The organism is Phycisphaeraceae bacterium, assembly GCA_019636675.1.
Classification (GTDB): Bacteria; Planctomycetota; Phycisphaerae; order Phycisphaerales; family UBA1924; genus JAHBXC01.
The window spans coordinates 112904-126130 of record JAHBXC010000004.1; the positions used below are offsets into that span (position 1 = coordinate 112904).

At 70.7% G+C, this 13227-nt stretch carries 13 protein-coding genes and 1 tRNA gene; 10 read left to right on the top strand and 4 right to left on the bottom strand.

Annotated features, from left to right (window positions below):
- Window positions 1–42: 42 nt before the first annotated feature.
- A complete protein-coding gene (locus KF684_12565) occupies window positions 43–1185 on the top strand; it encodes a hypothetical protein (protein ID MBX3353758.1) in 1143 nt (380 codons plus the stop codon).
- A 9-nt stretch (window positions 1186–1194) separates the two neighbouring features.
- Here KF684_12565 and KF684_12570 read toward each other — a convergent pair whose 3' ends face one another.
- From KF684_12570 to KF684_12580, 3 genes are all read right to left on the bottom strand, one after another.
- The gene (locus KF684_12570) at window positions 1195–1467 is read right to left on the bottom strand and encodes a hypothetical protein (GenBank protein MBX3353759.1); all 273 of its coding nucleotides are present in this window, start codon (window positions 1465–1467) and stop codon (window positions 1195–1197) included.
- A gap of 4 nt (window positions 1468–1471) precedes the next feature.
- The gene (locus KF684_12575; protein ID MBX3353760.1) at window positions 1472–3037 is read right to left on the bottom strand and encodes an N-6 DNA methylase; all 1566 of its coding nucleotides are present in this window, start codon (window positions 3035–3037) and stop codon (window positions 1472–1474) included.
- Window positions 3038–3126: 89 nt separating this feature from the next.
- Window positions 3127–3199, bottom strand: a tRNA-Lys gene (locus tag KF684_12580).
- 253 nt (window positions 3200–3452) lie between these two features.
- Here KF684_12580 and rpmF point away from each other — a divergent pair.
- From rpmF to KF684_12625, 9 genes are all read left to right on the top strand, one after another.
- A complete protein-coding gene (gene rpmF, locus KF684_12585; protein MBX3353761.1) occupies window positions 3453–3653 on the top strand; it encodes a 50S ribosomal protein L32 in 201 nt (66 codons plus the stop codon).
- Between the two features lie 21 nt (window positions 3654–3674).
- Entirely contained in the window at window positions 3675–4766 is a 1092-nt protein-coding gene (plsX, locus tag KF684_12590; protein MBX3353762.1) for a phosphate acyltransferase PlsX, read from the top strand.
- On the top strand, window positions 4763–5815 hold the full coding sequence (locus KF684_12595) for a ketoacyl-ACP synthase III (protein ID MBX3353763.1): 1053 nt from the start codon (window positions 4763–4765) through the stop codon (window positions 5813–5815). Before plsX ends, KF684_12595 begins: the two co-directional genes overlap by 4 nt.
- A gap of 149 nt (window positions 5816–5964) precedes the next feature.
- Window positions 5965–6957, top strand: a complete 993-nt coding sequence (locus KF684_12600) for an ACP S-malonyltransferase (protein MBX3353764.1) — start codon at window positions 5965–5967, stop codon at window positions 6955–6957.
- Complete coding sequence (locus KF684_12605) at window positions 6938–7486, top strand: hypothetical protein (GenBank protein MBX3353765.1); 549 nt, start codon at window positions 6938–6940, stop codon at window positions 7484–7486. The genes KF684_12600 and KF684_12605 overlap by 20 nt, the downstream gene beginning before the upstream one ends.
- A 45-nt stretch (window positions 7487–7531) precedes the next feature.
- Window positions 7532–8305 (top strand): 3-oxoacyl-ACP reductase FabG, encoded by a 774-nt coding sequence (gene fabG / locus KF684_12610; protein MBX3353766.1) that lies wholly within the window; start codon window positions 7532–7534, stop codon window positions 8303–8305.
- A gap of 149 nt (window positions 8306–8454) precedes the next feature.
- On the top strand, window positions 8455–8733 hold the full coding sequence (acpP, locus tag KF684_12615; protein ID MBX3353767.1) for an acyl carrier protein: 279 nt from the start codon (window positions 8455–8457) through the stop codon (window positions 8731–8733).
- Window positions 8734–8842: 109 nt separating this feature from the next.
- Window positions 8843–10135 carry a beta-ketoacyl-ACP synthase II gene (gene fabF / locus KF684_12620; GenBank protein MBX3353768.1) on the top strand — a complete coding sequence of 431 codons (1293 nt, stop codon included), beginning with the start codon at window positions 8843–8845 and terminating at the stop codon, window positions 10133–10135.
- A gap of 21 nt (window positions 10136–10156) precedes the next feature.
- Complete coding sequence (locus KF684_12625; GenBank protein ID MBX3353769.1) at window positions 10157–10705, top strand: LEA type 2 family protein; 549 nt, start codon at window positions 10157–10159, stop codon at window positions 10703–10705.
- On the opposite strand, the gene KF684_12630 is transcribed toward KF684_12625, so the two are convergent.
- Entirely contained in the window at window positions 10677–13166 is a 2490-nt protein-coding gene (locus KF684_12630) for a ComEC/Rec2 family competence protein (GenBank protein ID MBX3353770.1), read from the bottom strand. The genes KF684_12625 and KF684_12630 overlap by 29 nt on opposite strands.
- Window positions 13167–13227: the final 61 nt, after the last annotated feature.

A 13227-nucleotide genomic window follows, 5' to 3' on the forward strand; every position in this document is an offset into this window, starting at 1 on the left:
CCCCAACGCGTGAGGCGCGCACGATCGCACCGCGCCGACCCTATGACGACCACCCAGCCAAACCCGGCCTCGACGCCCACCCGGGTCCGGGGTGACGCCTTCGTCATGTTCGCGTACGACCTCGGGCTGACCATCGACCTCGACCGCGCGACCGCCCTGCTCGCCGACGCGACCAGGCGTAAGGCGGTCCGGCACCGTCGGCGCGCCCCGTCGTGGTTCGAGTACGAGCCCACCCCACTTCGCGTCACGCGAGAGGCGGCCCCCATCGGCGTCGGCTCGCTCCGGACCGAGCCCGCCGTCGAGTGCACGCTCTACGACTTCGGCGCCGTCTCCGTGCTCTATCGCATCCCGGTGGAGTGCCCCATCGACGACCTGCCCTCGCTCTCCGAACAGCTCTACGAGAGCCCGGCGCTCCTGCAGGACTCGCGATCTCGCGCCGAGTCGCTCCTCGCGGACATCCGCGCCGGCGTCTCCAAGCCGGGGCTGCGCGCCGTGGTCGAGGACTACGTGGTCTTCGCGCTGCGCGAATGGGACGCGCCCCCGGGGGAGACCGCCGAGTCTGTCGTCGACCGACACGCCGCCGGCGTCGCCGGGGCGCTGCACGCCGAATCCGGCGACCTCAGCGGTTCGCTCGTGCGCGAAGCGGTCGCGAACCGGCTCTGCTTCGCCCCCACCGACGCCGCGGTCATCGGCTGGAACGCCGCGGTCCTGCTCGACGCGCAGCCCGAGGACCTCCTCGTGCTCCTCGAGCACGCCAATGTCGAGCTGCTCGAGATGCGCGTGCTCGACGAGTACCTCGATTCCCTGCTCGAGCGCTCCGCGGCCTTGCTCGAGCGCGAGAGCAAGCGGCGCCACTGGCCCCTGGGCCCCAGCGCACGCGACCTGCAGGCGCTCGCCGAGGTGCAGACCGACAGCTCCATCATGTTCGAGGGCGTGAACAACGCGCTCAAGCTCATCGGCGACCAGCACCTGGCGCGCGTGTACCGCCTCGCCTCCGAGACGATGCACCTGCCCGACTGGGACGCGGCGGTCCTGCGCAAGCTCGCGACCACCGAGAGCGTGTTCGAGAAAATCGCGACCTATCAGAGCGCCAAGCGCATGGAGCTGCTCGAGGTCATCATCGTCCTGCTCATCGCGGTGTCGATCGTCCTGCCCTTCCTGCCGATCTATTCCGGCGGGAAGTGACCGCCCGGCTCACTTGCCCTTCGTGGCCTTCTCGACGAGGGTCGCCAGCGCCTTCACGTCCTTCTTCTCGAGCACGGACGCGATCGTCGCCGCCGGCACGCCAAGGTTCGCCAGCGCGACCTCGACCGATTTCCACATCTTCATCGCCTTCTTCGGGTCGTCGCACAGGTAGAGCTCCGACACCGTCTCGGCGAGCTTCGTCGCCATAATGGTGTCCTTGTGCTCGTAATAGCGGTTGACGATGCCCTTCTGGTATTTCGTGAGGTGCTGCCCTTTGGCCATGCGGTCACTGTAGCAGCGCCGCCCCGCCCGTCGCGCGCCTGCGCAGCGCGTGCCACGACGCCAGCGCCCCGTCGACCGGCGCGGCCCCCAGCGGCAGCGACATGGCCTGACGCGCCGAGAGCTTGATCGCGTCGGCAGAGAGGGCCGCGCCCCCGAACTCGCGCAGCGCGAACGCGGTCGCCACGGGCGACGACAAGGCCTCGGCGATCCGCCGCAGCGCGTCCGGCTCGCCGGTGAACTCCTGGCGGGGCGTCAGCGTGATCACCGGCACGCACGGGAGCCACTCCCCGCGCTCGTCCGTCACGCATTCCAGCACGCGCGTCTGCGTCGCCAGCAGCACCTTCGGCACGAGACGCGCCCGCATCCACGACCCCAGCGTCGTCTCTCGCTCCACGCGCTCACGGTCCACCCGCGGCGCCCGCCACCTTCGCTTGTGCACTCGCGTCTGGCGCACGCCCCACAGGCACTCGCCCGGCTCGATGAGCCCCGAGGTGATCAGTCGCGGGAAGCGTCGCTCCAGCTCGCGCTCGTCGCCGACCAGCCGGCGCGCGACGGCGTCCTCGAGGACGCGCCCTTCCAGCCCGTAGTATTGATCGCGGAAGTCCGCCGTCGCCGTCGCGATCTCACCCAGCGTGGCGCCGCCGGGAATCTCGAACCACGGGATCGCGTCGCTCGCCGGGAGCAGGCGCGACCACGATGGCTCGTCCGCGAGCCCGTCCATGTCGACGCGCGTCGTTCGAAGCGGCTCGCGCGCGAGCCCGGCGCTGCGCCGGACCGACGCAACGCGATCGCCGCCGACGCGCACGACCGGCGCGCACACCTCGACGCACGCGTCGAACACACGCTCGCGCGAGAACCACAGCGACTCGAGCGACGCGCGCCGGGCCACGAACCCTCGCACCTCGGACGCGTCGCGCGTCGAGAGGACCGACGACGGCAGAACCAGACCCACGCGACCGCCCTCGCGCGAACGCATGACCGAGAGCATCCAGAACGCCGCGGCGGCGTCGGCGTAGCCCTTCACGCGCCCGCCCGACCATTCGCGCACCCTCGCCGCGACCTCGCGCGTCGCGACGGTCGCGGTCTCGAGCTGGTTCAGGTAGGGCGGGTTCCCCACCACGACATCGAAGGATTCATCGAACAAGTCCGGCCCGCGCGCCAGCGCGTCGGCGACGCCGATACGCACCGCGGCGCAACCGCCGGCCACGCTGCGCAGCGCCGCGGCGCACGTCGCCGCGGCGTTCGCCTCGATATCGGTCCCGACGACGCACCGCTCGACGATCTCGCGCCCGCACCCCCTCACCCCGGCCCGGTGCGCGGCGGCGATCAGGCGCTCGGCAGCAGGGACGAGAAACGCCCCGTCGCCGCAGGACGGGTCGAGCACGCGCAGCGCGAGGATCGCGTCTCCCGGGGAGCGCCCCTCGCGGTGCGCACGCGCGAGTGCGTCAGCGATGACGGGCTGGAGCGTCGCGTCGAGGACGAGATCGACCAGCGCACGCGGCGTGTAGAACGCGCCGAGCGCGCGCCGGCGTCGCCGATCGTCGACGGGATGGAGGGCCGGGGAGGGCATGGATGCAGGATGAAAGATCGGCCCGGGAGCGTGCCCCGTCGCCAAGAACCCCTCTTTAAGGGATTTTCGGCTGGCGCGGCGCATGGAAATGCCCCCCAAAGGACTCGAACCTTTAACCCGCTGATTAAGAGTCAGCTGCTCTACCGATTGAGCTAGGGAGGCATCGCGGCGGCCTGTTCGGCAGCGCCTGCGAAGGGTCCAGTATACCCGGCCTCGGGGCCGCGTCGAGGGGCCCGCGCGGGCGCTTTCGGGGGCGATCCTCGGACTCGCGCCGCCCCCGGGGCGTTGACGGGGCGATCGGGGGGGTCCTATTGTCCGCGTCCCGGTCTGGTGGCCGGGATTGAGTGATTTCAGACGGACACGCCGGCCTTCCTTCGGCGCTCGACTGCCCCGGTCTGGGGCGAGGTTTCCCGCCATGCAACCTACCCATCGCGTCTCCCCCGGCCGTCGTGACCGTCGTCGCTCGCACCACGCGATCGACCCTGCGAGCAGCACGCTGTGCCCCCTCTCGGGCATGCCCAAGCTGCACCACCGTGTCTGCAAGGAGTCGGGCTATGTCCGCCCGGGCCTGAAGATCACCGTGCGCAAGCTGGGCATCGGCGTCGACTCCGAGTAACAACACGATCTGGAGGGTCAGATGCGGATCGCCATCGATGTGATGGGCGGCGACCATGCGCCCGACGCGATCCTCAAGGGCGCCTTCGCGTCGCTCGAACACCTGACCCCCGACGACCGGATCATCCTCGTCGGCCCGCGCGACATCATCGAAGACACGATGCGTGAGCATCGCGTCCGCGATGATCGTCTCGAGATCGTCCACGCGCCCGAGGTCATCGGGATGGACGAATCGCCGGTGACGGCGGTCAAGTCCAAGCCCCAGTCCTCCATCGTGCTCATGTCGATGCTGGGCTCGCCCGCCAAGGCGGCCAAGCTCGGGCTCACGCCGGCCGACGCGATCATCTCCGCCGGCAACACCGGCGCGTGCGTCTCCGCCGCCACCATGCACATGCGCCGGCTCCAGGGCGTGCACCGCCCCGGCATCGCCGTCACGCTGCCCTCGTTCCACGGCCCGGTCGTGCTGACCGACGGCGGGGCCAACCCCGAGCCGCGCCCGCTGCACCTGGCGCAGTACGGCGTGATGGCCGCCGCCCTGGCGAAACTCGTCCACGGGATCGAGAACCCGCGCGTCGCGCAGCTGAACATCGGCTCGGAAGAGGCCAAGGGCACGGACATGATCAAGGAAGTCCGCGGCCTGCTTCGGGTTGCGCCCGGGCTGAACTACATCGGCTATGTCGAGGGTCGCGACCTGCTCGAGGGCGCCGCGGATGTCATCGTCGCCGACGGGTTCGTGGGCAACACCACGCTGAAACTCACCGAGGGCGTCGCGATGAGCGTGGTGCGCTCGATCTTCCAGACCATCTTCGAGCACGACCCCAATCTGGCGGTCGCGATCGAGCCGGTGGCCAAGATCCTCGCCAAGCGGATGGATTATCATGAGTTCGGCGGCGCCCCCCTCCTGGGCGTCAACGGCGTCTGCGTGATCTGCCACGGCTCCAGCCAGCCCAAGACCATCGCCGCGGCGATCCGCAACACGCGCGAGCAGGTGCTGACGCACCTCAACGACGAGATCGTCCGTCGTCTCGACGAGTGCAACGCAGCCTGGAGCGCGCTCGCGAAGGACGAGGACCAGAACCCTTCGGTCGCTTCGACCACGCGAGAGCCGGCATGAGCAACACCAACGACGGGCACACCCGATCCAGCGCACGCGTCGGCCTCCAGCCGGTCGCGAATGTCGGAGTCCGGATCTGCGGCAGCGGGTCGTTCGTGCCCGACAAGGTCCTGAGCAACGCCGACTTCGAGCGCATGATGGACACCACCGACGAGTGGATCTTCCAGCGCACCGGCATCCGCGAGCGCCGCATCGCCGACCCGGCCAAGGGCGAGGACAACAAGCATTTCTGCACGCAGGCGCTCTCCCGCGCGCTCCGCGACGCGCGCATGGACCCCAAAGAACTCGACTGCATCGTCATCGCGACAGTCACCCCCGACATGCTCTGCCCCAGCGCCGCGTGCGAGGTCTCTGCCGCGATCGGCGCCGGGCACGCCGCGGCCTTCGACGTGACCGCCGCCTGCTCGGGGTTCGTGTACTCCATCACCATCGCGCACGACATGATCCGCGCCGGCTCGCACCGCACCGTGGGCGTGGTCGGGTGCGACGTGATGACCAGCGTGATGGACTACAGCGACCGGCGCGTGTCGATCCTCTTTGGCGACGCCGCGGGCGCCGTGGTGCTGCGCGCCACCGACGACACCACGCGCGGGATGATCGCCCAGTGCATGCACGCCGACGGCAGCGGGTGGCGAGAGCTCTACCTGCCCCGCTCGGAGCGCAACTTCCCCGAGGGCCACGACGCCTCGCCCGACAAGATCAACCGCCTGCAGATGAACGGGCGCGAGGTCTTCAAGTTCGCGGTCCGCACCTTCAGCGAGGTCATCCAGCAGTGCCTCGACAAGGCGGGGCTCACCGCCGACGATGTCGACCACTTCGTCTGCCACCAGAGCAACGCGCGCATCCTCGAATCGGCGCGCGAACGCTTCGGCCTGCCCGAAGAGAAGCTCTATGTGAACATCGACAAGTTCGGCAACAGCAGCGCCGGCTCCGTCGGGCTCTGCTTCGATCAGCTCCGCCAGTCCGGACGGATCACCGAAGGCCAGCTCGTCATGTTCGTCGCCTTCGGAGGGGGCCTGACCTGGGCCGCGAGTCTGTGGAGGGTGTGACGGGAAGAAGGGAATAGGGAGCCGGCAGCAGGGAGCAGGAAGACGGCAGCGACTTTCCTCTGACTGGACTCTCTTCTTCTCTCCCCTGCTCCCCACTCCCTGTTCCCTCTTCCCATCTCCCACCGCCTTCCCCCTATAGTCGCCCCCACATGACCACCGACCCAGCTTCCAGCATGATCCTGCTCTGTCCCGGCCAGGGCGCGCAGCGCGTCGGGATGGGCAAGGCCTGGTTCGACGCTTCCCCGGAAGCCGCGCGGACCTTCGCCGCCGCCGACCAGCACCTCGCGCAGCCCCGCTTCGAGAAATCGATGCAGGGGCGCCTGCTGAGCGAGATCTGTTTCGCCGGCCCCGAGGAGACCGTCAACCGCACCGACATCGCCCAGCCGGCGATCTTCGTGTCGTCGGTCGCGTGCTGGCACGCGATGGTTGCTCGCGGCGTCGATCCCTCGCGCGTGGTCGCGACCGCCGGGCTCTCACTCGGCGAGTACACGGCGCTCCACCTCGCCGGCGCGCTGAGCTTCACCGATGCGCTCACGCTCGTCGCCCTTCGAGGGCGCGCGATGCAGGACGCCGCCGAAGCGAGCAAGGGGTCGATGGTCGCGCTGATCGGCGCCGACGACGAACAGGCCCAGCGGGTCTGTGACGACACGCTGTCGGCGATGGGCGCCGGCGAGGTGCTCGTCCCTGCGAACTACAACGCGCCCGGGCAGATCGTCCTCTCGGGCAGCGTCGGCGCGTGCGCGAAGGCGGTCGAGGTCGGGTCGGCGATGGGGCTGCGCGCGACGGCGCTCACGGTCGCCGGCGCGTTCCACTCGCCCCTGATGCGCCCGGCCGCCGACCGTCTGGCCGCCGCCCTCGAGGAGGTCGAGGTCCGGACCCCGTCGAAAGTGGTCGTCTCGAACGTGACCGGCGTCCCCCACGGGACGGGCCCCGACCAGGGGCGCGATGTCCCCGGGGCGATCCGCGCGCGACTCGTCGAGCAGCTGATGGCGCCCGTGAAGTGGTCCCAGTCGTGCGCGTGGATGATCGCGAACCTGCGAGGCGAACACCACGAGCTCGCCCCCGGTAAAGTGCTCTCAGGACTGATGAGGCGCATCGACCGCGCCGTGAAGGTGACGACCCATGATGAACCGGGCGAATAAATCCATCCCGCGTCTGCTGACGGCGTCGCTGCTCCTGAGCGGTGTGACGCTTGTCGCGTGCAAGAAGGAAGAGCCGCCGCCGCCCCCTCCCCCGCCGCCCCCCAGGGCGCCGCAGAAGGTGGACGCGCAGTCGTTCGTGACCGACCCGCGCGTGCAGTTCCCCGAGGCGCACGCCCCGCTCGACGAGTCGATCGCGCGGGCCGCGGCCGATCTGGCCTCGGCGCTGGCGAGGGGCGACGCGTCGGCGTTCGAGGCGATGCTCGACGCGCCGAGTCGCGCCGTGCTCGCCCAGCAGCGCCAGACCGGCGCGTGGGAGCGCGAAACGCGAGCCATCGAGGTCGTGCGGATCGTCGGCCTGACCGTCGAGGACTCGGGCGCGACGCTCACGCTGGCCGTGCAGGACCCGCGCGGCGCGTACCTGCTCGCCTGGAAGGGCGTGCGCAGCGGCGAGACCTGGGTCTTTGGCGGCGCCGAGGCCGAGGACAGACGCGCCGCTCGCGCGTCGGATCTCGACAGCGCCGGGCTCTGAAACCACCGTCCAGTTCAACGCCAAGCAACCAAGCGGAGATCTCTCGTGAGCGCAGCAGCACAGCCCACCACCGGAACCGAGCGTCGAGTCGCGCTTGTCACCGGCGCGAGCCGCGGCATCGGCGAAGCCATCGCGTTCCGGCTCGCCATGGACGGGCGACGCGTCATCCTCGCGGCGCGCAGCGAGGGCCCGCTCAAGGATGTCGCGTCGAAGATCGAGGAGCACTGCGGCGCCGGCAGCGCGGGCGTGCTGGCGGTCGACGTCGGCGACCCGAAGGCCCTGCAGGAGGGCGTCGAGGGCGTGATCGAGCGCGAGGGACGGCTCGACATCCTCGTGAACAACGCCGGCATCACGCGCGACGGGCTCGCCCTGCGTATGAGCGACGAGGACTTCATGGATGTGCTGCGCGTCAACCTGCTGAGCGCGTTCGTCGCGTCGAGGGCGGCGGCCAGGGCGATGATGCGCGGGAAGTTCGGGCGCATCGTCAGCATCGGCAGCACCTCGGGCGTGGTCGGCAACGCCGGGCAGGCGAACTACGCCGCCGCCAAGGCGGGGCTGATCGGGCTGACCAAGTCGCTCGCGCGCGAGCTGGGCGCCAAGGGCGTGACGGCGAACGTCGTCGCCCCCGGGTTCATCCAGACCGCGATGACCGATGTGCTGCCCGACGCCGTGAAGGGCAAGGTGATGGAGGCGATGGCGGTCCGCCGGCTCGGGGTCCCCGAGGACATCGCCGCCGCCGTCGCGTACATGACCAGCGACGACGCGGGGTATCTGACGGGTCAGGTGCTCTGCGTCGACGGCGGGCTGACGATGTGCTGAGCCCCCGGCGCCCCCCGGTTCGTGAGCCCGGACTCACCGGTCTGGGTCGTCGACGGGTTGTTCGCGAGGGGTGTTGGCGAGTGGTTGAATGAAAACTATACTGGGGACTGCCCAACCGGAAAGGGCCGACGGGTCGGCGCCGGTTCGGGATGCATGCCCACGCTGGAGGACTTGCCGTGACTGAAGCGGATATTGAAGCCAAGGTGATCGACATCGTCGCCGAGCAGATGGGCGTCGAGAAGAGCGAGATCACTCGCGATACGAGCTTTGTGAACGACCTGAACGCCGACTCGCTCGACACCGTCGAGCTGGTCATGGAGTTCGAGGACGCGTTCGACACCTCGATCCCCGACGAGGAGGCCGAGAAGATCGGCACCGTCGGCCAGGCGATCTCTTTCATCAAGACCGCGCTGGCGCAGAAGGCCTGAGCACGCGTCGAGAGGAAGTCGCGACGGGTCGCGCGCGTCCCGTCACGATTTCCTCTCAGCGACTCACCCACGACCTGCACCACCGCCCATCGCAGGGGCGATCGAGACCATGTCCCAGCACTCCCGATCCAGTGCGCACCCGCGCCGCGTCGTCGTGACGGGCATGGGCGCCGTCACCAATCTCGGCCTCGACGCCCCCACCACCTGGGACGCGATGCTCTCGGGTCGCTCGGGCATCTCGCTCATCAAGGGCGAAGAGTTCGATCGCTGGAGCGACCAGTGGTCCGTCAAGATCGGCGGGCAGATCCACGACTTTGATCCCGCGATGCGCATCGACAAGCGCGAGGCGCGCCGCCTCGACCGCTTCGCCCAGCTCGGCGTCACCGCCGCGATCGAAGCGGTTTCCCACAGCGGGATCGACTTCTCGAAGGAAGACCCGACGCGCTGCGGCGCCGTCATCGGCTCTGGCGTCGGAGGCATCTCGACCATCGAGGCAGGCGTCGAGACGCTCCTCGACAAGGGCCCCGACCGGCTCAGCCCCTTCACCGTCACGCGCCTCATGATCAACGCCGTCGCGGGCGATGTCTCGATCCGCTTCAACCTCCAGGGCCCAACCAGCGCCCACGCGACCGCCTGCGCCTCGTCGGGCAACGCGATCGCCGACGCGATCGGCGTCATCCGTCGCGGCGAGGCCGATGTCATGCTCGCCGGAGGCGCCGAGGGCGCCGTCACCCCCATCTGCCTCGCGGCGTTCATGACCATGCGCGCCCTCTCGCAGCGCAACGACGACCCCACCCGCGCCTCGCGGCCGTTCGATCGCGAACGCGACGGGTTCGTCCTCTCCGAGGGCGCGGGCGTCTTCGTCCTCGAAGAGGAAGAGCACGCCAGGAAGCGCGGCGCCACGATCTACGCCGAGCTCGCCGGCTTCGGCATGTCCACCGACGCTTACCACATCACAGCCCCCGACGAGAAGGGGCGCGGCGCGTCGCGCTCCATGACCTGGGCGATGCAGGACGCGGGTCTCAACCCCTCCGAGGTCGACTACATCAACTCCCACGGCACCAGCACGCCCCTGGGCGACGCCGCCGAGGTCGCCGCCGTCACGACCGTCTTCGGAGACCACGCCCTCGCCAGCAAGGGCGGGAAGCTCCTGATGTCCAGCACCAAGTCGATGCACGGGCACACCCTGGGCGCGTCGGGCGCCGTCGAGATGCTCGCCTGCATCAACGCCCTCCGCCACGGCGTCGCCCCCCCCACCATCAACCTCGAGAACCCCAGCGACGGGTTCGACATCGACTTCTGCGCCAACAAGCCGCGCGAACGCAAGCTCCGCGTCGCGCTCAACAACACCTTCGGCTTCGGCGGGCACAACGTCACCCTCGTGCTCAAGGCGTACGCCTGATCCGCGAGGTATCGTGACCCAGTGACCCAGCCCCAACGCCCAGCCAGCGCCCTCCCCCGCCTCACCCCGGCCACCCACCGGGGCCTCGTCGCGATCGCGACGATGGCGCTCGCGTCGCTGTTCGGCTGTTCTTCCAGCGCACCGCCCACGATCCGCGTCACCGACGCACGCATCGTCGAACAGACCAGCGAGGGCGTCTCGATGGTCTTCGTCCTCGAAGGCACGAACACAAACACCGAAGAGATCCCGCTCCAGCGAGTCCTCTACTCGCTCGTCATCGACGGGCAGCGCGTCTTTCGCGGCGAGCGCATGGCCGAAGCGACGCTCAGGCGGCGCGGCTCCCAGACATTCTTCCTGCCCGTTTCCGCGAGGTGGGAGGACCTCCCCGGCCCGGCGCGCGCCGAGGGCGACGAGCGGGTCATCGGCTACGAACTCCGCGGCTCGCTCCAGTACATCGCGCCGGGCGCGCTCGCCGAGGTGTTCTTCGACACGGGCATGCGCAGGCCGACGCTCCACTTCTCCATCCCCGGCGAGCTCGTCGTCACCGACGAGGGCGTGACGACCCGCTGAAGATCGCGCCGTCGTCGAAAAGACGCGTCGTGATCGCGCCGTCGCGCGCCGTGATCCACCACTCCCGCCCTCGCTTCGCGTCGTCCCATCGCTCGTCGTGAAGACGCGACGGGCCGGTCGATTGCACGACCACACCGGGCACAAGCCCCCGGACAAACTCGACGGCCCCCGGCCGGAAACTCCCGTGGTGCGGCGCCTCGATGACATCGGCGCGCAGCCCGGGCTCACGCTCCAGCAGCCCTCGCATCCCGGCCGGCTCGAGGTCGCCGAACAGCATCGCGACGCGCTCCCCGCCCGACGCTCCGTCGTTGATCGGCACGCGCACTCGCAGTACGATCGAATCGTCGTTGGGGCGCTGGGCCGCGAACCCGCTGGGCGGCCAGAGGGTCTCGGCCCGGAGCGCGCCGATCCGGATCTCGTCGCCCGACGCGACGGTGCGGACCGGGACGCCGATCTCGCGGAGGCGCGCGAGCAGATGCGCGACGGGCCCGAACGGGTCTCGCCGCGCCTCGTGGACGAGCGACTCACCCACGATCGCTTCGCGCGGGCGCACGCGGCGCGCCGTGTCGAGCGCGCCCGAGTAGTGATCGAGATTGGGGTGGCTGATGACCAGCGTGTCGAGCCGCCACACGCCCAGGGCGCGCAGCGCCTCGGGGATGTCGCGCTCCCCGACGCCCACCCAGGTCGAGCCGCAATCCCACAGCATCGTCCCGCCGGTCGCGTCGCGCACGAGGTGGCACGACCCGTCTCCCACCGAGAGCGTGTCGATGCGCAGCGCGACGCCCGGCTCGGGCGCGGGCGATCGCATCGCCGAGACGCCGACAAACGCGCAGAGGAGAATCGCCGCGACAGTCGCGCCGGCGTCGCGCGTCCCGCCCCTCACGACGCGCCATGCGCAGACCGTCGCCAGCGCCGCCCACCACGCCGGGACCGGCGGCGTCGTCATCGACGAGAGCGGGACCGACTCGCACCATCGCGTCGCGCGCAGGAACAGGTCGGCCATCGCGCCAAGCGCCGGCGCGAGCGCGACGGCGACGCTGGGCGCGATCGCGCCGAGGAACATCGCGAGGTAGCCCACCCCGAGGATCGCCGCGAACACCGGGACCGCGAGCGCCGAGAGCGGCGCCCCCAGCGGCGAGAGCACCCCGACGTGGAACATGACGACCGGCGTCGTCACCGCCCACGCCGTCACGCCCGCCGCGAGCGCCGCGGCGCACGCCGACGCGACAAGGTGCCTCACGCCTCGCTCGTCGGGGTCTTCGGTGAAAAGCCCCACGCGCCGAAGCATCGCGTCGCGCAGCGGCCCGGCGAGCACGATCAGCGCCGCGACCGCGAGGAAACTCAGCTGAAAGCCCGGGGACAGCAGGTCGAGCGGGCGCGCGAGCACCAGGGCGCACGCCGTCCACGCGAGGAGGTTGAGCCGGTCGTATCGCCTCCCCGTGCTCTCGGCCGCGAGGAACGCGAGCGTCATGATCGCGGCGCGCACGATCGGCGCATTGGCCGGAACGATGAGCAGGTAGACGATCACGCCGGCCGCGACGAGCAGGGGTTCGACGCGCCGTGCGACGCGCAGCGCACGCACGAGCCCGAGCGTGAACCACGCGAACAGCCCGAGGTGCAGGCCGCTGATCGCCAGCAGGTGCGCGAGCCCGACCCTCGCGAAGCGGTCCTGCACATCGCGGTACGCGCCCTCGCGTTCGCCGAGCAGGGCCGCCCCGAGCATCGCCCTCGAGCGGGCGTCGACGTCGAGCCGGTCCGTCCACGACGACGCGGCACGTCGAAGGTCCGCCCGCGCGCGCAGGAACGCTCGCCACGCCCGATGCTCGCCCTCGGTCTCGCTCGCCGGCCCGATGAGGCCCGGGGTCGGGACCAGCAGGCGACCCGCCAGGTTTCGCTGTCGCGCGAGCGGCCTGAAGTCGCGCTCCCCGGGGTTCTGCGGCGGCTCGACCGGCAGCGCGTGCCCGGTCACGCGCACCACGCTCCCGGCGCGCAGCGCGTGCGTCACGCCGTCGATTCGCATCCACAGCGTGCCGGACGCGCGCACAAACACGCCTTCGCGCTCCAGCGCCGTCACGCGCAGGGGCACGCGTGTCGCCGGCGCGTCGCGCACGAATCTCGCGAACTCGCCGCGCTGCTGCGGCTCCACCCGCGCGTCCTCCAGCAGAATCCCCTCCACGCGCACCAGCGTGCGCCCCTCCCCCATCGCCAGCGCCACGCTGTCGGAGGGGTACGAGTGCGTCCGCGCCGCGCCGGCGAGATACCCCAGCGCCACGCCGCCCACGACCAGCGCCGCCCAACCCCAGCGTCGCGCCGGCAGCGCCGTAGTGATCGCGCACGCCGCGCACATCGCCGCGACCGCCCACAACGCCGGCGCACTGGACGGCTCGACTCGCTGCGAGAGCCACACGCCCGACGCGAGCGCAGCGAACGACGCGATGCCTGGTCGGCGGAAGAGAAACACCCCGGGAGCGGACGCCTTTGCCGGCTTCACACGCGAGCAGCGTCGCGCGCCGACGCCGGCG

Coding starts and splice junctions, on each gene's coding strand:
- KF684_12565 (MBX3353758.1), top strand. CDS start 43: ATGACGACCACCCAGCCAAACCCGGCCTCGACGCCCACCCGGGTCCGG.
- KF684_12570 (MBX3353759.1), bottom strand. CDS start 1,467: ATGGCCAAAGGGCAGCACCTCACGAAATACCAGAAGGGCATCGTCAAC.
- KF684_12575 (MBX3353760.1), bottom strand. CDS start 3,037: ATGCCCTCCCCGGCCCTCCATCCCGTCGACGATCGGCGACGCCGGCGC.
- rpmF (MBX3353761.1), top strand. CDS start 3,453: ATGCAACCTACCCATCGCGTCTCCCCCGGCCGTCGTGACCGTCGTCGC.
- plsX (MBX3353762.1), top strand. CDS start 3,675: ATGCGGATCGCCATCGATGTGATGGGCGGCGACCATGCGCCCGACGCG.
- KF684_12595 (MBX3353763.1), top strand. CDS start 4,763: ATGAGCAACACCAACGACGGGCACACCCGATCCAGCGCACGCGTCGGC.
- KF684_12600 (MBX3353764.1), top strand. CDS start 5,965: ATGACCACCGACCCAGCTTCCAGCATGATCCTGCTCTGTCCCGGCCAG.
- KF684_12605 (MBX3353765.1), top strand. CDS start 6,938: ATGATGAACCGGGCGAATAAATCCATCCCGCGTCTGCTGACGGCGTCG.
- acpP (MBX3353767.1), top strand. CDS start 8,455: ATGCATGCCCACGCTGGAGGACTTGCCGTGACTGAAGCGGATATTGAA.
- fabF (MBX3353768.1), top strand. CDS start 8,843: ATGTCCCAGCACTCCCGATCCAGTGCGCACCCGCGCCGCGTCGTCGTG.